Here is a 25,212-nt window from a genome sequence, read left to right as displayed (position 1 = left end):
AACACTTTTGGAAGGTCCATCATGCCGCAATACCGCTCCCGCACCACCACCCACGGCCGCAACATGGCTGGCGCCCGCGCCCTGTGGCGCGCCACCGGCATGAAGGATGGCGACTTCGACAAGCCGATCATCGCCGTCGTCAACTCGTTTACCCAGTTCGTGCCCGGCCACGTGCACCTGAAGGACCTGGGCCAGATGGTGGCGCGCGAAATCGAGGCGGCCGGCGGCGTAGCCAAGGAATTCAACACCATCGCCGTCGATGACGGCATCGCCATGGGCCACGGCGGCATGCTGTATTCGCTGCCTTCGCGCGACCTGATCGCCGACTCCGTCGAATACATGGTCAACGCCCACTGCGCCGACGCCATGGTCTGCATCTCGAACTGCGACAAGATCACGCCGGGCATGCTGATGGCCGCCATGCGCATCAATATCCCCGTCGTCTTCATCTCGGGCGGTCCGATGGAAGCGGGCAAGGTCGTCAAGGTGGTCAATGGCACGCAGAAGATCATCAAGCTGGACCTGGTCGACGCCATGATCAAGGCGGGCGACAGCACGGTGTCCGACGCCGACGTGGCCGAGATCGAACGCTCGGCCTGTCCTACCTGCGGTTCCTGCTCCGGCATGTTTACGGCCAACTCGATGAACTGCCTGACCGAGGCGCTGGGCCTGGCCTTGCCCGGCAACGGCACCATCCTGGCCACGCACTCGGACCGCCAGCAGCTGTTCCTGCGCGCGGGCCGCCTGATCGTCGAGCTGGCCAAGCGCCATTACGAGCAGGACGATTACTCGGTGCTGCCACGTTCCATCGCCACCAAGTCCGCATTTGAAAACGCCATGGCGCTCGACGTTTCCATGGGCGGCTCGACGAATACCGTGCTGCACTTGCTGGCCGCCGCGCACGAAGCGGAAGTGGCATTCACGATGGCCGACATCGACCGCATCTCGCGCAAGGTACCGTGCCTGTGCAAAGTCGCGCCGATGACGGACAAATACCATATCGAAGACGTGCACCGCGCGGGCGGCATCGTGGGCATCCTGGGCGAACTGGCACGCGCGGGCCTGCTGAACACGACCCTGCCGACCATCCACGCGCCGACCCTGGCCGACGCCATCGCGCAAAACGACATCATGTGCACGGACAATCCGGCCGTGCATGAATTGTTCCGCGCCGCCCCGGGTGGCGTACCGACGCAGACGGCGTTCTCGCAATCGGAGCGCTTCGCGGCAGTCGACACGGACCGCAGCACGGGCTGCATCCGCGACAAGGCGCATGCGTACTCGCAGGATGGCGGCCTGGCCGTCTTGTACGGCAACCTGGCGGAAAAGGGCTGCATCGTCAAGACGGCAGGCGTCGATGAAAGCATCCTGAAATTCTCGGGCAAGGCGCGCGTGTTCGAAAGCCAGGATGCGGCCGTGGCAGCCATCCTGGAAGACACCGTGCATGAAGGCGACGTTGTCATCATCCGCTACGAAGGCCCGAAAGGCGGCCCCGGCATGCAGGAAATGCTGTACCCGACTTCGTACATCAAATCCAAAGGTCTGGGCAAGGCGTGCGCGCTGTTCACGGACGGGCGCTTCTCGGGCGGTTCCTCGGGCCTGGTGATCGGCCACGCCTCGCCGGAAGCGGCCGAAGGCGGCGCTATCGGCCTGGTGGAAGAGGGCGACTTCATCGACATCGACATCCCCGAGCGCACCATTAATTTGCGTGTGACGGACGTTGAACTGGCCGCGCGCCGCGCCGCCATGGAAGCGAAGGGCGACGCGGCCTGGCTGCCCGTCAACCGCGAGCGCTATGTGTCGCAGGCGCTGCAGGCGTATGCGGCGCTGACGACGTCGGCTGACCGGGGCGCCGTGCGCGATCTCTCCCAACTGAAGAAGCGCTGACCACACCAGGCAAAACCTACTGCGCGTCGCGATTTGCGGCCTGCGATGCTCACTGTGCATCCGCACAGCTGCGCTTCTCAGCCACAACTCGCTGCCGCTCGCTACGGTTTTGCCAGGTGTTGGATACTGTTGCGCAGGTAAGACAACCGGCCCCGATCTGCTGCGCGGGGCCGGCTGTCGTTACATCGCCTTACAAACAACATGGTCATGGACGCGCAGATGGGGCAGAATATGTATGCCTCCTGACTACATTGCGTTACTACATTGAAACGCTTGATCTGGGCTCGTGGTGCATCTGCGGAAACACAGTAAAATGCCGCAGGAAGTAACTTTGGAGAAAAGACAATGAAACGTTTTATGTTGGTGAGTGTATTGGCCGTATCGGCTCTGGCATCGCAAGCAGCGTTGGCCAATCCGGACTTGGCGAAAGCAAAAAACTGCATGGCTTGCCACGCGGTGAGCACGAAACTGGTGGGCCCTGCGTTCAAGGACGTGGCTGCCAAGTATGCCGGTCAGAAAGACGCGGAAGCCAAGCTCGTGGCGAAAGTCATGAAGGGCGGTTCCGGCACCTGGGGCGCGATCCCGATGCCAGCGAACCCGCAAGTGAGCGATGCGGAAGCCCACACCCTGGTCAAATGGGTACTCGCACAGAAATAATCTGTGCCGCAGTAACTGCAATCAGCGCGCCGGCAATCCCGGCGCGTTTTTTTTGCCCGCTGCCTTCTGCAGATTGCCCATGCCTTCCAATGTCGCCCGCACCGCCTCGTCGAGCGGCGTATGCGGCTCCTGGCCCAGCACGGCCAGCAGCCGCGCATTGTCCATGGCCAAGGGCGTGTGCCACAGATAGCGCATCTCGCGCATTTCGCGCAGGGTCGCCACGAACGGCGACGCCAGCGCCACCAGCCACCACGGAAAACGCCGGATGGCGGGCGCAGTTCCTGTCGCCTGTTCCACCACGCGGGCAATCGCGCCCGTCATTTGCCGGCCGTCGTGGTCCCAGTGGCCAGCCATGTGAAAGCGGGAGAACGCCGGCAAGGTGGCGCGCATGGCCAGCAATTGCAGCATTGTGCGTGCCACGTCGGGCAGGTAGGACCACTGGTGGCCCACGCCGTGCGCGCCGGGATACAGCACGCTGCGCACGGGCTGGCCCGGTTTCACCAGCCCCTGCGAAAACCAGTTGTTGCCGGCGCGGGGGCCGAAGAAGTCGCCGGCGCGCACGATGATGACCCTGGCGCCCTGCGTGCTGGCCCATTCCAGCCGCGCTTCCAGTGCCACGCGGATGGCGCCCTTGCGCGTGAGCGGGCGTTGCGGCGCAGCTTCCGCAAGTAAGTCTCCCGATGCGGGAAAGGCGTCTGGACCGAAGTTGTACACGGTGCCCGGCAGCACGATGGTGGCGCCCTCGGCAATCGCCGCTGAAATCGTGTTGTCGAGCATGGGCAGCACCAGTCGGCCCCAGTGGCGGTAGCCGGGCGGGTTGACGGCGTGCACGATGACGGCGCAGCCTTTCGCGGCCGCCAGCACGTCCGCGCGCGACAGCGCATCGCCGCGCAGCCACTCGATGTTATCGCCGCGTGGCGATGGCGTTTCTCCCCGCGTCAGGGCGCGCACCTGCCAGCCTGCCGCCTGCAGTTGGCGGACCATCTCGCCGCCGATGCCGCCCGTCGCGCCCAGTACCAATACCGTTTTGTCCATATTGTCCTCCGTGTGGTTGATGGCGCCAGTATCTGCCGCGCAAGGCTAATTGGGAATTGACGAGCATCGACCATGGGCTATACATTTATGTATGACCACCTCGATCGCCTGGGAATACTACCGTTCGCTGCTGGCCGTGCTGAAGCACGGTTCCCTGTCCGGCGCGGCACGCGCGCTGGGCATCACGCAGCCCACCGTCGGCCGGCATATCGCCGCGCTCGAGCAGGCGCTGGGCGCGACCCTGTTCACGCGCTCCCAGCTGGGCTTGCTGCCCACGGAAGTGGCCCTCGCGCTGCGGCCCCATGCGGAAACCATGGAACATACGGCCGCCCTGATGCAGCGCGCCGCCAGCAGCCAGGGGCAGGGCGTGGCCGGCGTCGTGCGCATCGCGGCCAGCGAAGTGGTGGGCGTGGAAGTGCTGCCGCCCATCCTGGCCCGCCTGCGCGCGCGCCATCCGGGCTTGATCATTGAATTGGTATTGAGTAACAAGGTGCAGGATTTGCTGCGCCGGGAAGCGGACATCGCCGTGCGCATGCTGCGGCCGCGGCAGGAACAACTGGTGGCGCGCAAGGTGGGCGATATCGAACTGGGCCTGCATGCCCGCGTGGATTACCTGGCGCGGCATGGCACGCCGCTGGTACTGGCCGATCTGGCGCAGCATGCCGTCATCGGCTACGACGAGGCGAGCCCTTTCGTGCGCAACGCGGGCGCGGCTTTCAACGGATTTGCGCGGGAAAATTTTGCCTGGCGCAGCGACAGCGACCTGGCGCAACTGGCCCTGATACGCGCGGGCGCCGGCATCGGCGTGTGCCAGGCGGGTCTGGCGGCGCGCGATCCAGCCCTGCGGCGCGTGTTGCCGCAAGCGTTTGCGCTACCGATGGAAACCTGGGTCACCATGCATGAAGACTTGCGCGGCAGCCTGCGCTGCCGCGCCACCTTCGACGCGCTGGCCGAAGGGTTACTGGCTTATGTAGCCGGGCAGCAAGAACCGTAGCGAGCGGATGTGAGTTGTGGCTGAGAAGCGGAGCTGTGCGAATGCACAGTGAGCATCGCAGGCCGCAAATCGCGCCGCGCAGTAGGTTCTATTATTTGACCACTTCCATCTTGGTCTTCTTGCCGTCACGATAGGTGAACAAGGTCAGCGCGCCATCCTTGATGTCGCCGTTGGCGTCGAACGAGATCGGGCCCGTCACGCCCTGGTAGTGCACCTTGGCCAGGAAAGGCAGGTAGACGGACGGTTTCGACGATTTCGCGTCGGCCATGGCGGTGGCCATGGTCATCACGGCATCGTAGACGTACGGCGCGTACAGCTGCACTTCCATGTTGTATTTCTGCTTGTAGCGGGCGCGGAAGTCGTCCATGCCTTTTTGCTGCGCGCCCGTCACGCCGCCCGCTTCCGCGCAAGTGACCATGTCTTCGCCCACGGCGTCGCCTGCCAGCTTGCCCAGCGGCTCCGTGCACAAGCCATCGCCGCCCATGAACTTGGCCTTGATGCCCAGCGCCTTCATCTGGCGCAGCATGGGGCCGCCCACGGAATCCATGCCGCCAAAGAAGATCAGGTCGGGATTTTTCGACTTGATGCTGGTCAGGATGGCATTGAAGTCCGTCGCGTTGGCATTGGTAAATTCCTTGCCGACGATTTGCACGCCTGGGGCCGCCTTCTTGGCGCCCTTGACGAATTGTTCCGCCACGCCCTGGCCGTATGCCGTGCGGTCATCGATGACGGCGATTTTCTTCGCTTGCAGCTTGCCCACGGCATACGCGCCCAACGTTCCACCCAGCTTGTTGTCATTGGCGACGACGCGGAAGGCCGTGTTGAATTTCTGCTGGGTATACGTCGGGTTGGTGGCGGCCGGTGAAATCTGTGGAATGCCGGCATTGAAGTAAATGCGCGAAGCGGGAATCGTCGTGCCCGAATTCAGGTGGCCGACCACGCCGTTGACCTTGGCGTCGACCAGCTTTTGCGCCACGGCCGTGCCCTGCTTGGGATCGGCTGCGTCATCTTCGGGGACCAGCACGAATTTCACGGCTTTGCCGTCGATCTTGAAGCCTTTGGCGTTCAAATCCTCGATGGCCATCTTGGCCGCGTTCTCGTTATCCTTGCCCAGGTGGGAGCTGGCGCCAGAGACCGGGGCGACGTGGCCGATCTTGATGATTTCCTGTGCGCCCGCATGGCCGGCAAAGGCAAGGGCGACGGCGAGAGGAAGGACTTTGGTCTTGAGCAGCATAAACATTCTCCAATGGATAAAGATACGGCGGCGTCTCGTGAAAACCGCTTCGACAGGCGGTACGTGTGAAGAAAGGTACAACAAAAAACAGGCGGCGCAAAGCCGCATTTCGGGCTTTTTACATTTTGTCGCAACAATCACCAAAGTGAGGCGCGATGCACCGATTTCGCAGGCGCGAGCGCACCAAAGAATGGCGTTGCAAGAAGGAATAGGGTAGATGGGTAGGTCGGGTTAGCGCGTAGCGCGTAACCCGACGATGCTGGCGCTACTCAGGGCTGTGCGGGAGGGTGCAAGTGTCCCAGCTCATGGCTCACCGCATGCGCGACGATCTGCTCCAGCGACTGCTGCAGATCTTCGCGCAGGGCGCCGCGCATGCCGATCAGGGCGTTTTGCAGGGCCGTCTGCAGGACGTGGGCGATGCGCTCTTCCAGCAGATGGTCTATCTTGCCCTGCACCTGGTGCAGGATGCGCTGGGTCAGCCGCTGTTCGATGGCGTCCCAGTCGGGTTGCGCCACCGTTGGCGGCAACGCCGGCACTGCCTCGACAACAGGCTCGACTGGCATGGCGGGCGCCGCCTCCGGTCCCAGCAGCACCTCCGTCAGCAGGGGAATGCCCTGGTCGAATGGCGGTTGATTCATGTCTTCCCTGCCACGAAGTGCGTCGGCTGCACGTTTTGCTGGCGGTAATGCAGGAAGCGCTGGCGGCCCGCCTGCGCATCCTGCTCATCCATGGAAACGATCTCGAAGACGCGCTGGAATTGCGCGTAATTGGCGGGCGGCAACTGCGACAGGTTGACGAGGATGTCGTGGTGCGGCAGCTCGGCCGCCTCGTCATCGGTCAGGATGATGGGCGTTTGCGCCGCCAGCGGATCGCCGGCCAGCACGTGCGGCAGGAAATCCGTGGCGGAAATGGTCCACATGGCGCTGTTCAAGGCGTCGAGCTGGGCGCTGTCGGCCGCCAGTACGACGACCTTGTTGCCGGCCATATACGCCTTGCGGGCCAGGCGGCAGGCGTAGGCCAGCTTGTCCGGCACATTGCTGTGAAAATCGACGCGGCTCATGGCGATCAAGCGGCCATGCCGCTGTGGCGCAGCAGGGCGTCGATGGACGGCTCGCGGCCGCGGAAGGCCGTGAATGATTCCAGCGCGGGGCGCGAGCCGCCGACGGACAGGATTTCTTGCAGGTAGCGCTTGCCTGCCGCCGTGGTGGCGGCCGGTCCCAGCGCCCTGGCTTCTTCAAACGCCGCATACGCGTCGGCGGACAGCACCTCGGCCCACTTGTAGCTGTAGTAGCCAGCCGCGTAGCCGCCGGAGAAAATGTGCCCGAAGGCATTCTGGAAGCGGTTGAACGGGGGCGGGATGAGCAGCGAAAACTTGGCGCGCACGCCGTCGATCAGTTGCTGCACGCTCTGGCCCGTGCTGGCGTCGTAGTCATAGTGCAAATGCATGTCGAGCAAGGAAAACTCCACCTGGCGCAGGGTTTGCAAGCCGGACTGGAAATTCTTGGCGGCCAGCATTTTGTCGTACAGCGCGCGCGGCAGCGGCGCGCCCGTGACGGCATGCGCCGTCATGTGTTCGAGCACGTCCCATTCCCAGCAAAAGTTTTCCATGAATTGCGATGGCAGTTCCACGGCATCCCATTCGACGCCGGCAATGCCCGACACGCCCAGCTCGTCGACCACCGTCAACATGTGGTGCAGGCCGTGGCCGAATTCGTGGAACAGGGTGATCACTTCATCGTGCGTGAACAGGGCTGGCTGTACCTTGCCGTCGACCACGGCCGGTTCCGTGAAGTTGCAGGTGAGATAAGCGATCGGCGTTTGCACGTGTTGCGCGTCGGCGCGTCGGCCGCGCGCGTCGTCCATCCATGCGCCGCCGCTCTTGCCCGCGCGCGCATACAGGTCCAGGTAGAACTGGCCGACCAGTGTGCCGTCGCGCTCGATGCGGTAGAAACGCACATCCGGGTGCCACACGGGTGCCGTATCAGGCTTGATCTCGACCGCGAACAGGTTCTGGATCTGGCGGAACAGGCCGTCGATCACCTTGTGTTCAGGGAAATACTGTTTGACTTCCTGGGCCGAGAATGCGTAGCGGCGTTCCTGCAGTTTTTCGGAAGCGTAAGGCACGTCCCACGCTTGCAGTTCCGCAATGCCCAGCTCTTCCTTCGCGAATTGTTTCAGTTCTGCCAAGTCCTTCTCGGCGAACGGGCGCGCGCGTTTGGCCAGGTCTTCCAGGAAGGCGATCACTTGCGCGGGCGAGGTGGCCATCTTGGAGACCAGCGACACTTCGGCGAAATTGGCGTAGCCGAGCAGCTGTGCTTCTTCGTTGCGCAACCGCAACAGGGTAACGATGTTTTGCGTATTGTCCCAGTCCTCTTTTTTGCTGAAGACGTCGCCCTGGTCCGAGGCCTTGGTGGCGTTGGCGCGGTAGATGGTTTCGCGCAGCGCGCGGTTGTCGGCAAATTGCAGGATCGGGTAATAGGACGGGAAGTGCAGCGAGAATTCATAGCCCGCTTTGCCCGCTTTTTCGGCGGCGGCGCGCGCGGCCGCCTTCACGTCGTCGGGCAAGCCGGCCAGTTCAGCTTCGCTCTCGACCAGCAGCTTGTAGTCATTGGTGGCGTCGAGCACGTTTTCGGAAAAACGCGTCGAGACGGCCGCATGTTCTTCCTGGATGGCGCCAAAGCGCTCTTTCTTGTCCTCGGGCAACTCAGCGCCACCGAGGCGGAAATCGCGCACGGCATTGTCGACGATGCGGCGGCGCGCTGGCGACAGGCTGGCGAAATCGGCGCGCGCCTGCAGTTGCTTGTATTTGCCGAAGAGGATTTCGTTCTGGCCCAGTTCGGTCCAGAATTCCGTCACCTTGGGCTGGTTCGCATTGTAGGCGGCGCGCAGCTCCGGCGTATCGACCACGCTGTTCAAGTGGTTGACGATGCTCCAGGCGCGGCCCAGGGTTTCGGCGATCTGGTCCTGGGGGGCGACGAAGTTTTCCCAGCTCACTTCTTCCATAGGCGCTTCCAGCCGCGCCACCGTGGCGCGCGCCTGGGCCAGCAAGGTATCGATGGCAGGCGTGACATGCTCGTGCGTGATCGCGTCGAAGCGTGGCAGGCCGGAAAAATCAAGCAGGGGATTGGTATTCATCGTCGGTTCGTCCATTCTGTCTTCATATATGGAGCGCCTGAAAAATGTTCAAGGCCAGGCAACGCCGCCATGAGCATTGTCTCAGGTGCTCCTCTTAAATGCGCTCGGCGGCTTCGACCGTGTTCATGAGTAGCATGGTGATCGTCATCGGCCCCACGCCACCCGGCACGGGCGTGATGTGCGAAGCGATCTCTTGCACACCGGCAAAGTCCACGTCGCCGCACAGCTTGCCGTTATCGTCGCGGTTCATGCCCACGTCAATCACGATGGCGCCCGGCTTGACCATGTCGGCCGTCAGGGTGTTGCGGCGGCCGACGGCGGCCACGACCACGTCCGCCTGGCGCGTGTACAGGCCCAAGTCCGGGGTTGCACTATGGCAGATGGTGACGGTAGCGTTCGCTTGCAAGAGCAGCAGGGCCATCGGCTTGCCGACGGTGTTGCTGCGGCCGATGACGACGGCGTGCTTGCCGCGCAAGTCCACGCCCGTGCTTTCGATCAGTTTCATGCAGCCGTACGGCGTGCAAGGGCGGAAGCCGGGCAAGCCCGTCATCAGTTCGCCGGCGCTCAGGACGGAATAGCCATCCACGTCTTTTGTCGTGGCGATCGCTTCGATGACCTTGTGCGGGTTGATGTGCTTGGGCAAGGGCATCTGCACGAGGATGCCGTGGATAGTCGGGTCGGCATTCAGGCTGGCAATACGTGCCAGCAAGTCCGCTTCGGACAGGTCCGCTTCATATTTTTCCAGCACCGAGTGAAAACCCACGTCGCCGCACGCCTTGACCTTGTTGCGGACATACACCTGGCTGGCCGGGTCTTCGCCGACGAGTATCACGGCCAGGCCGGGCTGGGTGCCCTTGGCCGTGAGGGCAGCGGCGCGCGTGGCGATCTCGCTGCGCAGTTTTTGGGAGAGGGCGATTCCGTCGATCAGTTGTGCTGGCATGGTAGGGAGGCTGAGAGCTGTGGGAGGGAAAAGTCAGATTATAAAGCCGGGCGGCGCAAAGGGGCGGTTTTGGCTATGTAAAGGCTTAACAACAGCGGGCCAGAGACGCGAGCCTGAGAAAATGCCGATGGCGGCGTTGCGGCTCCTTGCCGTACTGGCGTACTGTCTGCGTCGCCGCGCCTTGCCCTCGACATTTTTCAGGCCCGCTTGGCCCGGTATGCCTGTGCGGACGACTGGGGCGTTAATGCGTTTTGCTGGTGTGCTGGTGGCCTAGGGAGCGCAAGGGCCTGCGGTTCTTTTGGCGCCGTTTTTGGCACTTTGATCACCCTAATTTCCGGGCAGAATTTGCGGCAGTGCAGCATAAATTTCATAGGGTGATTTCATGATGTGAAATGCTATATCGTAATTTGAAAAATAGTAAATACGCTGTTAGAATCCCCACACTAAACCGACTTAATAGTAAATAATCAGCGAAATACCGTCCGACAGCGATCCGGAAAATCGGGGTGGGGCGTTCACAAAGGAGACTCAACAGATGTCAGCTCAACTGAACCAGGTAACGACACAGATCGGCACCGACCCGGATATGCAGGAAACCAAGGAGTGGCTGGACGCGCTCGAAGCCGTTCTGGAAAATGAAGGTCCGGAGCGCGCGCATTACCTGATGGAGCGCATGGTTGACCTGGCTCGCCGCCGCGGCGCCCAGATCCCGTTCTCCAGCACCACCGCCTACGTCAATACCATCCCCACCAAGCAAGAAGCACACTGTCCCGGCAACCTGGAATACGAAGAGCGCCTGCGCTCGTGGATGCGCTGGAACGCCATGGCCATGGTCGTCAAGGCCAACCGTGCCGACGGCGACCTGGGCGGCCACTTGTCCTCGTTCGCTTCGCTGGCGAACATGCTGGGCATCGGTTTCAACCATTTCTGGCACGCGCCAACGGCCGACCACGGCGGCGACCTGCTGTACATCCAGGGCCACTCCTCGCCCGGCGTCTACGCGCGCGCCTTCCTCGAAGGACGTTTGACGGAAGAGCAAATGCTGAACTTCCGCAAGGAAGTCGACGGCAAGGGCCTGTCTTCGTACCCGCATCCGAAGCTGATGCCTGACTTCTGGCAGTTCCCGACCGTGTCGATGGGCCTGGGCCCGCACATGGCGATCTACCAGGCGCGCTTCCTGAAATACCTGCACGCACGCGGCATCGCCAAGACCGACAACCGCAAGGTCTGGGCCTTCTGCGGCGACGGCGAGATGGACGAGCCGGAATCGCTGGGCGCGATCGGCCTGGCCGCACGCGACATGCTCGACAACCTGGTCATCGTGGTCAACTGCAACCTGCAGCGCCTGGACGGCCCTGTGCGCGGCAATACCAAGATCATCCAGGAGCTGGAAGGCGAATTCCGCGGCGCCGGCTGGAACGTCGTCAAGGTCATCTGGGGTCCGGGCTGGGACGCCCTGCTGGCACAGGACAAGGAAGGCATCCTGCAGCGCGTGATGATGGAAACCGTCGACGGCGAATACCAGAACTACAAGGCGAAAGATGGCGCCTACGTGCGCAAGCACTTCTTCGGCAAGCATCCGAAGCTGCTGGAAATGGTTGCCAACATGACGGACGACGACATCTGGCGCCTGACCCGTGGCGGTCACGATCCGCACAAGATCTACGCGGCATTCAAGATCGCCCAGGAACACAAGGGCCAGCCAACCGTCCTGCTGGTGAAAACCATCAAGGGCTACGGCATGGGCAAGTCCGGCGAAGCGCGCAACACGGCGCACCAGACGAAAAAACTGGACGACGAAGCCATCCGCGAAATGCGCGACCGCTTCTCGCTGCCTATCCCTGACGACAAGCTGGCCGACATCCCGTTCTTCAAGCCGGCCGACGACGCGCCGGAAATGGTCTACCTGCACGAGCGCCGCAAGGCCCTGGGCGGCTACCTGCCGCAGCGCCGCCAGAAGTCGGAAGAAACCCTGCCCGTGCCTGGCCTGGACGCCTTCAAGAACGTGCTGGAAGCGACGCCGGAAGGCCGTGAAATCTCGACCACGCAAGCGTTCGTGCGCGTCATCTCGACCCTGCTGAAAGACCCGAACCTGGGCCAGCGCGTGGTGCCTATCCTGGTCGATGAATCGCGTACCTTCGGCATGGAAGGCCTGTTCCGCCAGATCGGCATCTACAACCCGAAAGGCCAGTTGTACGAGCCAGTCGACAAAGACCAGGTCATGTACTACCGCGAAGACAAGGCTGGCCAGATCCTGCAGGAGGGCATCAACGAAGCGGGCGGCATGAGCTCGTGGATCGCCGCGGCGACGTCGTACTCGACCAACGACCGCATCATGATCCCGTTCTACACCTTCTACTCGATGTTCGGCTTCCAGCGTATCGGCGACCAGGTGTGGGCTTCGGCCGACATGCGCGCCCGTGGCTTCCTGATGGGCGGCACGGCTGGCCGTACGACCTTGAACGGCGAAGGCTTGCAGCACGAAGATGGCCACAGCCATATCTTCGCCGCGACCATCCCGACCTGCATGCCGTACGATCCGACCTTCAGCCATGAAGTCGCCGTCATCATCCAGGACGGCCTGCGCCGCATGATCGCCAACCAGGAAGATGTGTTCTACTACATCACGATCATGAACGAGAACTACGCCCAGCCAGGCATCAAGCCAGGCCAGGAAGAAGGCATCCTGAAAGGCATGTACAAGCTGCAGGAAGGCCAGGCTGACGCCAAGCTGCGCGTACAGCTGATCGGTTGCGGCACCATCCTGCGCGAATCGATCTTCGCCGCCGAGCTGTTGCAAAACGACTGGGGCGTGGCTGCGGACGTGTGGTCGGCGCCGTCGCTGACCCTGGTGGCCCGCGATGGCCAGGATGCGGAACGCTGGAACATGGTCAACCCGTCGAAAGAGCAGCGCGTGCCGTACGTGACGTCGCTGATGCAGGACACGGATGGCCCGATCGTCGCCACGACCGACTACATGCGCGCGTTTGCAGAACAGATCCGCGCCTTCATGCCGAAGGGCCGCACTTATAAAGTGCTGGGTACCGATGGCTTTGGCCGCTCGGACAGCCGCGCCAAGCTGCGCGAGTTCTTCGAAGTGAACCGTTATTATGTCACCGTGGCCGCGCTCAAATCGCTGGCCGACGAAGGCAAGATCGACGTGTCGGTGGTGGAGCAGGCGATCGCCAAGTACGGCATCGACGCGAACAAACCGAATCCGGTGACCCAGTAATCGTTGTGCGGACCCGATGATGCCAGGGCGGTGCGAAAGTGCCGCCCTGGCGTGTGTGCGGGTCCATCTGACAAATAAAATAACGGAGCAAGCTATGAGCATTGTGGAAGTCAAAGTCCCGGATATCGGCGATTTCAAGGAAGTCGAGATCATTGAACTGATGGTCAAGCCAGGCGATACGGTCAAGGTTGACCAGTCCCTGATCACGGTCGAATCGGACAAGGCCAGCATGGAAATTCCATCGAGCCACGCCGGTGTCGTCAAGGAATTGAAAGTCAACGTGGGCGACAAGATCGCCGAAGGTTCGCTGGTCCTGCTGCTGGAAGTGGCGGATGATGCGTCCGCTACGGCCGCGCCTGCCGCTGCACCGGCACCCGCCGCTGCAGCACCTGCACCTGCCGCTGAAGCCGCCCCCGCCGCCGCTGCACCTGCCGCACCTGCCGGCGCGCCTGCGCTGGTGGAAGTGACCGTGCCCGATATCGGCGACTTCAAGGAAGTCGAAGTCATCGAACTGATGGTCAAGGTGGGCGATGCGATCAAGGTCGACCAGTCGCTTCTGACGGTCGAATCGGACAAGGCCAGCATGGAAATTCCATCGAGCCATGCCGGTGTCGTCAAGGAATTGAAAGTCAAGGTCGGCGACAAGGTTGCCAAGGGTTCGCTGGTACTGGTCGTGGAAACGACGGGCGGCGCTGCTCCTGCCGCTGCTGCACCTGCACCTGCCGCGCAAGCTGCCGCCGCACCAGCGGCCGCCGTCGCTTCGGCGCCGGCGCCTGCCGCCGCACCTGCTGCCGCACCAGCTCCCGCCGCCGCGCCTGCCGCAAATGGCAAGCTGGCGCACGCGTCGCCATCGATCCGCAAGTTCGCGCGCGAACTGGGCGTGGACCTGGCCCGCGTGGGCGGTTCCGGTCCGAAAGGCCGCATCACCCAGGAAGACGTGCAGAACTTCGTCAAGGGCGTGATGTCGGGCGCCGTCGCCGCGCCAAATGCGCCGGCCGCCAAAGCCGGTTCGGGCGTGGGTCTGGACCTGCTGCCATGGCCGTCGCTGGACTTCAGCAAGTTCGGCACGACCGAATTGCTGCCGCTGTCGCGCATCAAGAAAATCTCGGGTCCGAACCTGCACCGCAACTGGGTCATGATCCCGCACGTCACGCAGTTCGACGAAGCGGACGTGACGGACCTGGAAGCGTTCCGCGTCGACACCAACGCGGCCAATGCGAAGAACAAGGATGCGGCCAAGCTGACCATGCTGGCCTTCGTCATCAAGGCGTCCGTCGCCGCGCTGAAGAAATTCCCCGCGTTTAACGCTTCGCTCGACGCCAAGGGCGAAAACCTGATCCTCAAGCAGTACTACAACATCGGCTTCGCGGCCGACACGCCGAATGGCCTGGTGGTACCGGTGATCAAGGGCGCGGACCAGAAGTCGGTCTCGCAGATCGCCCGCGAAATGACGGAACTGTCGCTGCAGGCGCGCGAAGGCAAGCTGAAACCGGCCGACATGCAGGGCGCCAGCTTCACGATTTCGTCCCTGGGCGGCATCGGCGGCACGCACTTCACGCCTATCGTCAATGCGCCGGAAGTGGCGATCCTGGGCCTGTCGAAAGCCTCGATCAAGCCGGTATGGGATGGCAAGGCCTTCCAGCCACGCCTGATGATGGGTACCTCGCTGTCCTACGACCACCGCGTGGTCGATGGCGCGATGGGCGCGCGATTCTCCGTGTACCTCGGCGAAGTCCTGGCCGACATGCGCAAAATTCTGCTGTAAGGAGCGATTGATGAGCACAGTAGAGGTAAAAGTACCGAATATCGGCGATTTCAAGGAAGTCGAAGTCATCGAACTGATGGTCAAGGTCGGCGACACCATCAAGGTGGACCAGTCCCTGATCACGGTCGAATCGGACAAGGCCAGCATGGAGATTCCATCGACCCACGCGGGCGTCGTCAAGGAAGTCAAGGTCAAGGTCGGCGACAAGATCGCCGAAGGCAGCGCGCTGCTGTTGGTGGAAGCAGCTGAAGGTGCGGCTGCTGCCGCTCCTGCGGCGGCTCCTGCACCTGCGGCAGCAGCTCCGGCGGCTGCCCCGGCGGCAGCACCGGCAGCCGTTGCCGCCATCCCGGCCGGCAATTACAGCGGCCAGGTCGACATCGATGTCGACATGATGGTATTGGGCGGCGGTCCCGGCGGCTACTCGGCGGCGTTCCGCGCGGCCGACCTGGGCATGAGCACCGTCATCGTCGAGCGCTACGCCACCCTGGGTGGCGTGTGCCTGAACGTCGGCTGCATCCCGTCCAAGGCGCTGCTGCACGTCGCTTCCGTCATCGATGAAACGGCGCACATGTCCAACACGGGCGTGACGTTTGCCAAGCCGACCATCGACATCGACCAGGTCCGCGCTTACAAGGAAGGCGTGATCAAGAACATGACGGGCGGCCTTGCCGGCATGGCCAAGGCGCGCAAGACGCAAGTCGTCACGGGCGTGGGCCAGTTCCTCTCCGCGAACCATATCGAAGTGACGGCAGGCGACGGTTCGAAAAAAGTCGTGCAGTTCAAGCAAGCCATCATCGCGGCCGGTTCGTCCGTGGTGAAACTGCCATTCGTGCCGGAAGACCCGCGCATCGTGGATTCGACGGGCGCGCTGGAATTGCGCCAGATCCCGAAACGCATGCTGGTCATCGGCGGCGGCATCATCGGCCTGGAAATGGCGACGGTGTATTCCACCTTCGGCGCGCGCATCGACGTGGTTGAAATGATGGATGGCCTGATGCAGGGCGCGGACCGCGACGCCGTCAAGGTGTGGCAGAAGTTCAACGAGAAGCGCTTCGACAACATCATGACCAAGACCAAGACGGTGGCCGTCGAGGCGCTGCCGGAAGGCATCAAGGTCACGTTCGAAGCAGCCGAAGCGGGTGCCACGGCACCGGCGCCGCAAGTCTACGACCTGGTGCTGGTCGCCGTGGGCCGCAGCCCGAACGGCAAGAAGATTGCCGCCGACAAGGCCGGCGTGCAGGTGACGGACCGCGGTTTCATCAACGTCGACAGCCAGATGCGCACCAACGTGCCGAACATCTTCGCCATCGGCGACCTGGTGGGCCAGCCGATGCTGGCGCACAAGGCCGTGCATGAAGGCCACGTGGCAGCGGAAGCCGCTGCCGGCCAGAAGTCGCACTTCGACGTCAAGGTGATCCCGTCGGTCGCCTACACGGATCCGGAAGTGGCATGGGCCGGCATCACGGAAGACGAAGCGAAAGCCAAGGGCATCAAGGTCGAGAAGGGCCACTTCCCTTGGGCCGCTTCCGGCCGCGCCGTGGCCAATGGCCGCGCCGAAGGCTTCACCAAGCTGCTGTTCGACGCGGAAACGCACCGCATCATCGGCGGCACCATCGTCGGCACGCATGCGGGCGACATGATCGGTGAAATTGCGCTGGCCATCGAAATGGGTTGCGACGGCACCGACATCGGCAAGACCATCCACCCGCATCCAACCCTGGGCGAGTCGATCGGCATGGCTGCGGAAGTGTACGAAGGCGTGTGCACGGACTTGCCGCCGCCGCGCAAGCGCTGATGTTGTAACACTAAAAAACCCCGCAAGCGATTGCGGGGTTTTTTATTGGAGCGGGTTACTACCCGCACCCGACCCTGCGTGAATCGACCGGCAGGTAGGAAAAAACCGCGGAAGTGTACGAAGGCGTGTGTACAGACTTGCCGCCGCCGCGCAAGCGCTGATAAAGAGTTAACTTTCAGTATGAAAAACCGGGACATGTTCCCGGTTTTTTTATTTCCCTTGACCTGCAGCATAGTAAAACGTGGCGCAGCGGTGTCTTGTGAAAATTGGTGAGTATTGCCGTGCGGAAAAAGTGGCAGAATGGAGGTCTGTAACCATGTTTTGCTTTTGCTTCAACGGAAGCGTGTGATTTTTCCAGGAATGTTGCCAGCGTGGGATACGGTCAAATTCCGCTGTACTGAGAGAGTTTTGCAACGATGAAAAAATTTACCGCCCTTCATATTGCCGATGTCCGTTTGCGCCGGGCCGATGAGCAAGAGCAAGCCGTGATGCTGCATGCCTTGTACCAGGATGTGGCTGCTATCCTGGCGGCAGGCAAGAAGATCGATGCGATTTTCTTCACGGGCCAGCTGGTGGCGCTGGACGCCTGTGCCGATACGACGCCCGTGTATGTCTACGAATACTTCCTGCGCCCCTTGCTGCAGGCGGCCAGCTTGCCCGGCGCGCGTTTCTATCTGGTGCCAGGCAGCCGCGTGCAGGGTGTCGCGGCTGCGGCGCTGGGCAATGCCGGCTTCAGCTTTTTCTCCGCCGACGAGCACGCCAGCGCCGAGCAGCGCGCGTACTACAAGAATATCCACGCCGTGTTCCATGGCCACCAGCATACGGGCGATGCCAGTTCGCTGATGAAGTCGCTGGGCATCCTGTTCAAGAGCAATCCCGGCAGCCTGTACAGTGCGCAGGGCCAGATGGCGGCGTTTGCCGTGCTCGAGTTTGGCACGGGCGCGGCCGATGGTGGCGCGGCTGGCACGCAGTGGACGGTGTCCCTGCGCGAGTTCGATGACGTGAGCAAGAACTTCGCCCTGTCGGTGCTGTACACGCCGAATGGTCAGGAAACGGGGCAGATGGATGCCGAGTATGTGTTTGCCACCTTGCTGCCGCAGCTGGCAGGCGAGCGCGCTTATCTCGATGGCTTGCTGGGCAAGGCGGGCGTGCAGCAGCGCGTGGACGCCGGCGTGGCTGCCGATGCGCGCGAATTCCTGATCGAACTGGCGTTCGTGATGTTCGAAGCCAAGACCGTCTTCCTCAGCGAGGCGGAACTGGAGCGTTTTGCCAGCGACTATTGTGGCGTGAAGGGCTGGAGCATGGCGGCCGGGGATTGGCTGGCGCCGCTGTATGCGCATGGCTTGCTGTTGCGGGCCGATGGCCAGGTGGCGTTTTCCTTCGATTACTTCCGCACATATTTCCTGGCGCAGCGCTTTGAAACCTCGTTCGACCTGATGCGCTATGGCCCGGATCGCTACGATGGAAGTGAGTCTTCACTCAGTCTTGATGGCGCGTCGGCGGCCCAGCCTTTCCTGCGGGCGCTGGGCTTGAGCGATGCACGCGCCGAAGCGGCGCTGCCGGAAGATTGCAGCCGCCCTGGCTGAATTCCCCGGCCAGCCATCCCGCGTCAGTCCGCCAGCGGCTGGCGCAGGGTGCCACGCAGGAACAGGTCGAGACTGACCGCCACCTTGGCGCGCAATTGCGCCACATCCGGTTGTGCCTGTGGCGGGAACAGCAGGCGCGACATCTGATCGCCCAGCAGGCAATTGAGCAGGTGCAGCGACAGCATGGCCGCCGTCAGCTCCGCGCGAAACAGGGGCGCGATGTCGGGGCGGCTGAAAAACCTGGTCAGCATCTCGCGCGTCTGTCCCGGCCCCACCTTGTAAAACGTTTCCGCCAGTTCCGGGTGCGTGGCCGCTTCCGCCACCACCATGCGATTGAGGCGGATGGCCGCCGGCATGGTGACGAGTTGCACGAACAGCAGGCCGAATTCGCCCAGGATGGTGGGCAGGGGCCGCATATCCGTTTCTAGCGCCGGCATGGTCGAGAAGTAGGCGGCGCGGCGCAATTCCACCACGGCATTGAACAAGCCGGACTTGCCGCCAAACTTCACATAAATCGTGCGCACGGCTACATGGGCTTCGCGGGCGATCATTTCCAGGCTTACCTTTCCATACCCCTTTTCCAGAAACAGGCAGCCTGCCGTGTGCAGCAGGTTTTCCATGCGCGCTTCCATGTCGGCCGCGCGCGGCCGGCCGGCAGGCTTGCCGCAGCAGGAAAGCTCCTGGGCGTCGTCGGATTCTTTATCGGTAGGCAAGGTATCGCTGAGGCCGGGATCGGACATGGTCTGGGTCTCTTTATAAGGTGGAAGGTAAGTGATGGCTCACACTGTAGTGCAAATTAAAATGAAATGCAATCGTTTCATTTCTTGACTTTGGCTTTTCTTTGCCCAATAATGAACATACATCATTTCATTTCCGGAGCAAGTATGTCCAACCAGCCAGGCCAGGCAGAGCACAAGGTGCTGAGTGCCGTCCCACCCGCGGCCCCTGCCGCACCTTCCGCGCCCGCCGCTTCCGCCAGCTCCGCACCACCTAACAACCGCGTGAAAATCATCGCCGGCCTGATCGTCCTGGTCGCCCTGGGCGCTGGCGCCCGCATGTGGTACCGCAGCCACTATTTCGTGGAAACGGAAAACGCCTACGTGGCCGGCCACGTGCATCCCGTCTCGGCGCGCATTTCCGGCGTCGTCACCAAGGTCTTCATCGACGACAATCAAATGGTGAAAGAGGGCGACGTGATCGCCGAACTCGACCCGTTCGACCAGCGCGTGAAAACCGAGCAGATCGCCGCGCAGATCGCCAGCGCCGAGCAGCAAGTGCTGCAGGCGGACGCGCAGATCGCGCAAGTGCAGGCGCAAGCCAGCGGCGCCCAGGCGCAAGTGGCGCAAGCGGATGCGCAACTGCTGCGCGCAAAACAGGATGCGGACCGTTATGGCCAGCTGTACACAAGCCAGATGAAAGCCGTATCGAAAGCGGAACTCGACGCGGCCAACGCGGCCCGCTCGAGCGCCGTGGCCGACCTGGCCGCCCGCCGCGACAGCGCCTCGGCCGCCAAGGCGCAGATTGGCGCGGCGCAAGCTGCGCGCGACGTGGCCAAGGCACAAGTGGCCGTGCTGCGCGTGCAATTGAAGGACGCGGAACAACAGCTGCAATACAACCGCATCCTGGCCCCCGTCGCCGGCCGCATCGGCAAGCGCAACGTGGAAACGGGCATGCGCGTGCAGCCGGGCCAGCAACTGACGGCCATCGTGCAGGACAACGTCTGGGTCACCGCCAACTTCAAGGAAACGCAGCTGGCCGACCTGCACCGAGGCCAGAGCGTGCACGTGACCATCGACGCCATGCCGGGCAAGAAACTGGTGGGTACCGTGGACAGCTTCGCGCCTGCCTCGGGCGCGCAATTCGCCCTGCTGCCGGCCGATAACGCCACCGGCAACTTCACCAAGATCGTCCAGCGCGTGCCCGTGAAAATCGTCTTCCAGCCGGAAGACATCAAGGCCATGAATGGCCGCCTGGTGCCGGGCATGTCGGTGATCGCCGAAGTGGAAGTGAACCAGCCTGAAACGCAGCCGGCTGCGCGCCACGCCGCCGCTCCCGCTGCCCAGACTGCCACCCGCTAAGCTTCCATGAGCAGCCCCTCCACCACGCTGGCGAAGCCGCCAGCGTTTCCCGTGATCGACGAAAAAGTCTCCGGGCGCACCTGGCTGGCGGTCGCCGCCGGCATGCTGGGCGCCTTCATGGCGGTGCTCGACATCCAGATCACCAACTCCTCGCTCAAGGATATCCTTGGCTCGCTGTCGGCCACCCAGGAAGAGGGCTCGTGGATTTCCACGGCCTACCTGGTGGCGGAAATCATCGTCATTCCCCTCACCGCGCTGCTGGCGCGCGTGTTCGGACTGCGTACCTACATGATCGGCACCACCGCTTTCTTCCTGCTGTTCTCCACCCTGTGCGGGGCGGCCTGGAACCTGGAAAGCATGATCGTCTTCCGCATGCTGCAGGGGTTCACCGGCGGCGCCCTGATTCCGATGGCGTTTACCCTGGTGATGCTCAAGCTGCCGCCATCGAAGCGCGCCGTCGGCATGGCCATCTTTGGCTTGACGGCGACCCTGGCGCCGGCCATGGGACCGACCCTGGGCGGATACCTCTCCGAGCTGTATGGCTGGCCATCGATCTTCTACATCAACTGGGTGCCCGGCGTGCTGCTGATCGTCGGCATGATCTATGGCCTGGACAAGGAGCCGCTGCAACTGAAGCTGTTCTGGAAGGCCGACTGGCTGGGCATCTTCTTCATGGCCCTGGGCCTCGGTTGCCTGACCATCTTCCTGGAAGAGGGCAATTCGAAGGACTGGTTCGACTCGGGTTTCATCATCGCCTTTGCCGCGCTGGCCCTGACGGGCATCCTGGGCTGGGTCGTCACCAGCGCCACGCGCGCCGAACCGTTCGTCAACCTGGCCCTGTACGGCCAGCGCAATTTCCTGGTCGCCACCGTGCTGTCGGCCGTGACGGGCATGGGCCTGTATGGCTCGGCCTTTTTGCTGCCGCTGTTCCTGGGCCAGATCGCCGGCTACTCGCCGATGCAGATCGGTGAAGTCATCATGTGGGTGGGCTTGCCGCAGCTGTTCATCATGCCATTCGTCGCCAAGCTGTCCTCGACGGTGGATAACCGCATCCTGTGTTCGATCGGCCTGCTGCTGTTTGGCGGCTCGTGCATGATGAATGCCTACATGGACGCTTCCACCGGCTACGACCAGCTGCTGTGGTCGCAGGTGGTGCGCGCGCTGGGCCAGCCCTTCGTCATGCTGACCCTGTCGAACTTCGCCATGAAGGGCATCGCGCCGAAGGACATGGCATCCGCTTCGAGCCTGTTCAACATGACGCGCAACCTCGGCGGCTCGATCGGCATCGCCCTGCTGGCCACGGCCCTGAGCACCCGCGAGCACTTCCATTCGCAGCGCCTGGGTGAAGCGATCAATGCCTATTCCAGCGCCACGCAGCTGCGCATCGACCAGCTGACGTCCTCGTTCATGGCCAAGGGCTATGACGCCGTCACGGCCGGCAACCAGGCCTTGCAGGCGATCGATGGCATCGTGCGCCGCGAAGCGTATGTGATGGCCTATAACGACGGCTTCTTCCTGATCGGCGCCATCCTGCTGGCCTGCATCGTGCCCCTGTGGCTGGCCGACAAACTCAAAGCCCCCGGTGGCGGTGGCGGCGGTCATTGACCGCGTACGCAAACACCTCAAGAACAAGAAGGTACACATCATGAACACAGTTATGACCAAAATCGCCGCAGCCGCCTCGCTGGCCGTGCTGCTTGCCGCCTGCGGCACCGTGGGCCAGGATTTCAAGGCGCCCGCCAATCTGGCCGGCATCGACACGGCCACGTTCCGCCATGGCGCGGGTAGCGCGGACGCCGCGCAATTGCCGGCCGAATGGTGGAACGTGTTCGGCGACGATACCCTGAACCGGCTGGAACAAGCCGCGCTGCGCGACAACCCGAGCGTGAAAGCGGCTGGCGAGCGATTGCTGCAGGCACTGGCGCAAAGCGGCACGGCGCGTGCGAACCAGGGACCGAGCGTGAACGTCAGCACGGGCATCTCCAACTCGCGCACCTCGGCCAACACCTCGCAGGGCCTGGCCCTGGGCAACCGCTCCATCAGCGGCAACAATTTTTCCGTGGGTGGCACGCTGTCGTACGAAGTGGACTTGCTGGGGCGCGTCAAGCGCATGGTCGAAGCGGCCGATTCGCAGGCGCTGGCGGCGCAGGCCGACCGCGACGGCGTGCTGCTGATGCTGTCGGCGCAAGTGGCCAGCAACTACTGGCAGCTGCGCGGCCTCGATGCGGAAATGGCGATCCTGAATGGTGCGCTCGATACGCGCCGCGAATCGGCGCAGCTGGTCGAGGCGCGCTTCAACGCGGGCCTGACGAATGAGCTGGACCTGGCGCGCGCGAAAGTCGAACTGTCGAACGCGCAGGCCGACCTGCATGAAGTCAAGCGCCAGCGCAACCAGCTGGAAAACAGCCTGGCCACCCTGACGGGCAAGCCGCCGTCGGCGCTGCAATTGCCGGTCGCCGCCGATCCATCCATCTTGCCGCTGCCGCCAGGTATCCCTGTCGGCCTGCCAGCCAGCCTGCTGGCGCACCGCCCGGACCTGGTTTCCAGCGTGGCGAGCCTGCGCGCGGCGAATGCACAAGTAGGCGTGGCCGAAGGCGCGTTCTATCCGTCGCTGCAATTGACGGGCAATTTCGGCTATGCGTCCGAAAAGCTGCGCGACCTGGCGCAGGGCGGTTCGCGCCAGTTCAGCTTTGGTCCGCTGGCCCTGTCCCTGCCGATCTTCGACGGTGGCCGCAACCAGGCCAACCTGGACTTGAGCAAGGCGCGCTATGCGGAAGCCGTGGCGAACCATGAAACCAAGCTGCTGACGGCCTTGCGCGAAGTGGAAGATGCGCTGTCCGACGTGGAGCAGCGCCAGTTGCAGGGCGACGCCCAGGCCCTGTCGCAGGCAGCGGCGGCGCGCGCCTACCTGGTGGCGCGCACGCGCTACGAGCGCGGCATCTCGACCTACCTGGACGTGACGGACGCGCAGCGCAGTTCGCTGGCAGCGGACCGCGCCGCCGCGCAGATCAAGACCCAGCGCCTGCTGGCGACCGTCGCCGTGGCGAGGTCTTTAGGTGCAGGCTGGCAGCATTGAAGGACACCAGATAAAACCTACTGCGCGTCGCGCTTTGCGGCCGGCGATGCTCACCGTACTAAAGTACGGTTGCGCTTCTCGGCCACAAATCACTGCCGCTCGCTACGGTTTTCTCAGGTGTCGCAATGTCAACCATGAGCAAAAAATGGTAAGTCAATTCAACTAGTTACGTGAGCGTGGCCGGCGGCGGTGTCGCCGCCGGCCCGTAGCGTTCCAGCAGAAAATCGATGAAGGTCGTCAGCTTCGGCGTGGGCTGGCGGTCGCGCGCATACACGAGGTGCATGGGGCGCGGCGCCGGCACGTAGTCGGCCAGCAGCGGCACCAGCCTGCCGGCGGCGATATCGCCGGCCATCAGGATCTCCGCCTGCATGACGATGCCGAAGCCGTGCAGGGCCGCTACGCGCAGCGCCTGCCCATTATTTGAGCGGAAGCGGCTCTCGCGCACGGGGCTGCCATCGTCGTCGCCGCTCCTGGCCAGGCGCCAGCGCACATGACGCGTCCATTGCATGAAATCGAGGCATTCGTGGCGCGCCAGATCGGCCGGCGTGCGCGGCGTGCCGTGTCTGGCCAGGTAGGCGGGCGCGGCGCAGATCACCATCGCATACGGCCGCAGCGCGCGCGCTACCATGGCGGAATCTTCCAGCTTGCCGATGCGGATGGCGGCATCGAATCCTTCTTCCACCAGGTCCACTGTCCTGTCGTTCAGGTTCAATTCCAGGCTCACTTCCGGATACGCATCGAGGTAGTCGGCCAGCAGCGGCGCGATGCACTCGCTGCCGAAGGACACGGGCGCCGTGATCTTCAGCTTGCCGCGCGGCGCCGTGCGCATGGCTTCCGCGCCCCGTTCGGCCGCATGGATGCTGGCCAAAATCTGGCGGCACTGCTCCACATACTGCTGGCCGATTTCCGTCAGGCTTTGCCGCCGCGTGGTGCGCGCCAGCAGCCGCGTGCCCAGCCGCTCTTCCAGATATTTGATGTGCTTGCCCACCATCACGGGCGAGATCCGGAACGCCTCGGCGGCAGCCGTGAAACTGCCCGCATCGACGACGGCGACAAAAATCTCCATGCTGCGCAATTTATCCATGGCGCCTTGATTGCAAACTGTAGATTAGTAATCTTGTAAATTCTAGCGTATTTATTCCTTTTTGTAAGCGGCGCATACTGGCTCCATCGTTCAACCCACACAAGGAAGCAGCATGAAAATCGTTATCATCGGCGCCAGCGGCACCATCGGCACGGCCGTCGCCGCCCAACTGGCGCAACGCCATGAAATCATCGAAGTGGGCAGCCGCAGCGGCACGCACCAGGCCGACATGGGCGACATCGTGCAAGTGCGCGCCCTGTTCAAGCGCATCGGCAAGGTCGATGCCGTCGTCGTCACGGCCGGCAAGCTGCATTTCGGCCCCCTGGCCGAATTCACGCCCGAGCAATTCCAGCTGGGCCTGGACAGCAAGCTGATGGGCCAGGTCAACGTGGCGCTGGTGGCGCAGGAATACCTGAACGACGGCGGTTCGATCACCCTCACCAGCGGCATCGTGGCCGAGCAGCCGATCCGCTTCGGCACGGCCGCCAGCATGACCAACGCGGCCGTGGAAGGTTTCGTGCGGGGCGCCGCCATCGAGTTGCCGCGCGGCGTGCGCATCAATGTCGTCAGCCCCACGGTGCTGGAGGAGTCGCTGGAGTCGTATGGCCCCTTCTTCTACGGCTTCGAACCGGTCGCCGCCAGCCGCGTGGCGCTCGCTTACAGCCGCAGCGTGGAAGGGGCGCAGACGGGGCAGGTGTACAAGGTCTGGTAAGC

General features: G+C 63.1%; 19 protein-coding genes. 11 read left to right on the top strand and 8 right to left on the bottom strand.

From position 1 onward, the window contains the following. The first annotated feature begins 21 nt into the window (after nt 1–21). Complete coding sequence (gene ilvD, locus LSO07_RS24320; RefSeq protein WP_151096813.1) at nt 22–1,887, top strand: dihydroxy-acid dehydratase; 1,866 nt, start codon at nt 22–24, stop codon at nt 1,885–1,887. A 345-nt stretch (nt 1,888–2,232) separates the two neighbouring features. Continuing rightward, nucleotides 2,233–2,544: a c-type cytochrome gene (locus tag LSO07_RS24315; RefSeq protein ID WP_034786554.1), complete on the top strand. Its 312-nt coding sequence runs from the start codon at nt 2,233–2,235 to the stop codon at nt 2,542–2,544. A 21-nt stretch (nt 2,545–2,565) separates the two neighbouring features. Here LSO07_RS24315 and LSO07_RS24310 read toward each other — a convergent pair whose 3' ends face one another. After that, nucleotides 2,566–3,579 (bottom strand): NAD-dependent epimerase/dehydratase family protein, encoded by a 1,014-nt coding sequence (locus LSO07_RS24310; RefSeq protein WP_151096812.1) that lies wholly within the window; start codon nt 3,577–3,579, stop codon nt 2,566–2,568. Nucleotides 3,580–3,670: 91 nt separating this feature from the next. Between LSO07_RS24310 and LSO07_RS24305 the strand changes: the two genes are divergently transcribed. After that, nucleotides 3,671–4,573, top strand: coding sequence for a LysR family transcriptional regulator (locus LSO07_RS24305; RefSeq protein WP_151096811.1), 903 nt, complete (start codon nt 3,671–3,673; stop codon nt 4,571–4,573). Between the two features lie 91 nt (nt 4,574–4,664). On the opposite strand, the gene LSO07_RS24300 is transcribed toward LSO07_RS24305, so the two are convergent. The 5 genes from LSO07_RS24300 to folD form a co-directional block, all read right to left on the bottom strand. Beyond that, nucleotides 4,665–5,807 (bottom strand): branched-chain amino acid ABC transporter substrate-binding protein, encoded by a 1,143-nt coding sequence (locus tag LSO07_RS24300; protein WP_070257968.1) that lies wholly within the window; start codon nt 5,805–5,807, stop codon nt 4,665–4,667. Between the two features lie 269 nt (nt 5,808–6,076). Continuing rightward, nucleotides 6,077–6,445 (bottom strand): hypothetical protein, encoded by a 369-nt coding sequence (locus LSO07_RS24295; protein ID WP_151096810.1) that lies wholly within the window; start codon nt 6,443–6,445, stop codon nt 6,077–6,079. Beyond that, nucleotides 6,442–6,867, bottom strand: coding sequence for a DNA polymerase III subunit chi (locus LSO07_RS24290; RefSeq protein ID WP_034786773.1), 426 nt, complete (start codon nt 6,865–6,867; stop codon nt 6,442–6,444). Before LSO07_RS24290 ends, LSO07_RS24295 begins: the two co-directional genes overlap by 4 nt. A gap of 5 nt (nt 6,868–6,872) precedes the next feature. Then, entirely contained in the window at nt 6,873–8,957 is a 2,085-nt protein-coding gene (locus LSO07_RS24285) for a M3 family metallopeptidase (protein WP_404811508.1), read from the bottom strand. Between the two features lie 79 nt (nt 8,958–9,036). After that, nucleotides 9,037–9,882, bottom strand: a complete 846-nt coding sequence (gene folD / locus LSO07_RS24280; RefSeq protein ID WP_151096809.1) for a bifunctional methylenetetrahydrofolate dehydrogenase/methenyltetrahydrofolate cyclohydrolase FolD — start codon at nt 9,880–9,882, stop codon at nt 9,037–9,039. Between the two features lie 535 nt (nt 9,883–10,417). On the opposite strand from folD, the gene aceE reads away from it, so the two are divergent. From aceE to LSO07_RS24260, 4 genes are all read left to right on the top strand, one after another. Next, nucleotides 10,418–13,114: a pyruvate dehydrogenase (acetyl-transferring), homodimeric type gene (aceE, locus tag LSO07_RS24275; RefSeq protein ID WP_034786560.1), complete on the top strand. Its 2,697-nt coding sequence runs from the start codon at nt 10,418–10,420 to the stop codon at nt 13,112–13,114. A gap of 94 nt (nt 13,115–13,208) precedes the next feature. After that, nucleotides 13,209–14,879 (top strand): dihydrolipoyllysine-residue acetyltransferase, encoded by a 1,671-nt coding sequence (gene aceF, locus LSO07_RS24270; RefSeq protein WP_151096808.1) that lies wholly within the window; start codon nt 13,209–13,211, stop codon nt 14,877–14,879. 10 nt (nt 14,880–14,889) lie between these two features. Next, nucleotides 14,890–16,674: a dihydrolipoyl dehydrogenase gene (gene lpdA / locus LSO07_RS24265; protein ID WP_034786562.1), complete on the top strand. Its 1,785-nt coding sequence runs from the start codon at nt 14,890–14,892 to the stop codon at nt 16,672–16,674. A 416-nt stretch (nt 16,675–17,090) separates the two neighbouring features. Continuing rightward, nucleotides 17,091–18,260 carry a hypothetical protein gene (locus tag LSO07_RS24260; protein ID WP_151096807.1) on the top strand — a complete coding sequence of 390 codons (1,170 nt, stop codon included), beginning with the start codon at nt 17,091–17,093 and terminating at the stop codon, nt 18,258–18,260. Between the two features lie 23 nt (nt 18,261–18,283). Here the strand turns inward: LSO07_RS24260 and LSO07_RS24255 are convergent, their stop codons facing one another. Further along, the gene (locus LSO07_RS24255) at nt 18,284–19,000 is read right to left on the bottom strand and encodes a TetR/AcrR family transcriptional regulator (RefSeq protein WP_034786564.1); all 717 of its coding nucleotides are present in this window, start codon (nt 18,998–19,000) and stop codon (nt 18,284–18,286) included. 144 nt (nt 19,001–19,144) lie between these two features. On the opposite strand from LSO07_RS24255, the gene LSO07_RS24250 reads away from it, so the two are divergent. Genes LSO07_RS24250 through LSO07_RS24240 form a run of 3 tightly spaced genes read left to right on the top strand, consistent with a single transcriptional unit; the run spans nt 19,145 to nt 23,414 of the window. Continuing rightward, a complete protein-coding gene (locus LSO07_RS24250) occupies nt 19,145–20,338 on the top strand; it encodes an HlyD family secretion protein (RefSeq protein ID WP_034786565.1) in 1,194 nt (397 codons plus the stop codon). A gap of 6 nt (nt 20,339–20,344) precedes the next feature. After that, nucleotides 20,345–21,943, top strand: coding sequence for a DHA2 family efflux MFS transporter permease subunit (locus LSO07_RS24245; protein WP_034786566.1), 1,599 nt, complete (start codon nt 20,345–20,347; stop codon nt 21,941–21,943). Nucleotides 21,944–21,983: 40 nt separating this feature from the next. Next, the gene (locus LSO07_RS24240; RefSeq protein WP_225317407.1) at nt 21,984–23,414 is read left to right on the top strand and encodes an efflux transporter outer membrane subunit; all 1,431 of its coding nucleotides are present in this window, start codon (nt 21,984–21,986) and stop codon (nt 23,412–23,414) included. A 166-nt stretch (nt 23,415–23,580) separates the two neighbouring features. Here the strand turns inward: LSO07_RS24240 and LSO07_RS24235 are convergent, their stop codons facing one another. Beyond that, on the bottom strand, nt 23,581–24,498 hold the full coding sequence (locus tag LSO07_RS24235) for a LysR family transcriptional regulator (RefSeq protein WP_034786568.1): 918 nt from the start codon (nt 24,496–24,498) through the stop codon (nt 23,581–23,583). 112 nt (nt 24,499–24,610) lie between these two features. Here LSO07_RS24235 and LSO07_RS24230 point away from each other — a divergent pair, with 112 nt between their 5' ends. After that, complete coding sequence (locus LSO07_RS24230) at nt 24,611–25,210, top strand: short chain dehydrogenase (RefSeq protein WP_151096806.1); 600 nt, start codon at nt 24,611–24,613, stop codon at nt 25,208–25,210. The last annotated feature ends 2 nt before the right edge of the window (nt 25,211–25,212 follow it).

The sequence above is a fragment of the Janthinobacterium sp. PLB04 genome (assembly GCF_021165895.1).
GTDB lineage: Bacteria > Pseudomonadota > Gammaproteobacteria > Burkholderiales > Burkholderiaceae_D > Janthinobacterium > Janthinobacterium lividum.
Note: the sequence above shows the minus strand (reverse complement) of the source record. Positions and strands in the feature narration are given on the sequence as shown.

What these genes read in the sequence shown, in the direction of transcription:
- ilvD (WP_151096813.1), top strand. Translation starts at nt 22, where the DNA reads ATGCCGCAATACCGCTCCCGCACCACCACCCACGGCCGCAACATGGCT.
- LSO07_RS24315 (WP_034786554.1), top strand. Translation starts at nt 2,233, where the DNA reads ATGAAACGTTTTATGTTGGTGAGTGTATTGGCCGTATCGGCTCTGGCA.
- LSO07_RS24310 (WP_151096812.1), bottom strand. Translation starts at nt 3,579, where the DNA reads ATGGACAAAACGGTATTGGTACTGGGCGCGACGGGCGGCATCGGCGGC.
- LSO07_RS24305 (WP_151096811.1), top strand. Translation starts at nt 3,671, where the DNA reads ATGACCACCTCGATCGCCTGGGAATACTACCGTTCGCTGCTGGCCGTG.
- LSO07_RS24300 (WP_070257968.1), bottom strand. Translation starts at nt 5,807, where the DNA reads ATGCTGCTCAAGACCAAAGTCCTTCCTCTCGCCGTCGCCCTTGCCTTT.
- LSO07_RS24295 (WP_151096810.1), bottom strand. Translation starts at nt 6,445, where the DNA reads ATGAATCAACCGCCATTCGACCAGGGCATTCCCCTGCTGACGGAGGTG.
- LSO07_RS24290 (WP_034786773.1), bottom strand. Translation starts at nt 6,867, where the DNA reads ATGAGCCGCGTCGATTTTCACAGCAATGTGCCGGACAAGCTGGCCTAC.
- LSO07_RS24285 (WP_404811508.1), bottom strand. Translation starts at nt 8,957, where the DNA reads ATGGACGAACCGACGATGAATACCAATCCCCTGCTTGATTTTTCCGGC.
- folD (WP_151096809.1), bottom strand. Translation starts at nt 9,882, where the DNA reads ATGCCAGCACAACTGATCGACGGAATCGCCCTCTCCCAAAAACTGCGC.
- aceE (WP_034786560.1), top strand. Translation starts at nt 10,418, where the DNA reads ATGTCAGCTCAACTGAACCAGGTAACGACACAGATCGGCACCGACCCG.
- aceF (WP_151096808.1), top strand. Translation starts at nt 13,209, where the DNA reads ATGAGCATTGTGGAAGTCAAAGTCCCGGATATCGGCGATTTCAAGGAA.
- lpdA (WP_034786562.1), top strand. Translation starts at nt 14,890, where the DNA reads ATGAGCACAGTAGAGGTAAAAGTACCGAATATCGGCGATTTCAAGGAA.
- LSO07_RS24260 (WP_151096807.1), top strand. Translation starts at nt 17,091, where the DNA reads ATGAAAAAATTTACCGCCCTTCATATTGCCGATGTCCGTTTGCGCCGG.
- LSO07_RS24255 (WP_034786564.1), bottom strand. Translation starts at nt 19,000, where the DNA reads ATGTCCGATCCCGGCCTCAGCGATACCTTGCCTACCGATAAAGAATCC.
- LSO07_RS24250 (WP_034786565.1), top strand. Translation starts at nt 19,145, where the DNA reads ATGTCCAACCAGCCAGGCCAGGCAGAGCACAAGGTGCTGAGTGCCGTC.
- LSO07_RS24245 (WP_034786566.1), top strand. Translation starts at nt 20,345, where the DNA reads ATGAGCAGCCCCTCCACCACGCTGGCGAAGCCGCCAGCGTTTCCCGTG.
- LSO07_RS24240 (WP_225317407.1), top strand. Translation starts at nt 21,984, where the DNA reads ATGAACACAGTTATGACCAAAATCGCCGCAGCCGCCTCGCTGGCCGTG.
- LSO07_RS24235 (WP_034786568.1), bottom strand. Translation starts at nt 24,498, where the DNA reads ATGGATAAATTGCGCAGCATGGAGATTTTTGTCGCCGTCGTCGATGCG.
- LSO07_RS24230 (WP_151096806.1), top strand. Translation starts at nt 24,611, where the DNA reads ATGAAAATCGTTATCATCGGCGCCAGCGGCACCATCGGCACGGCCGTC.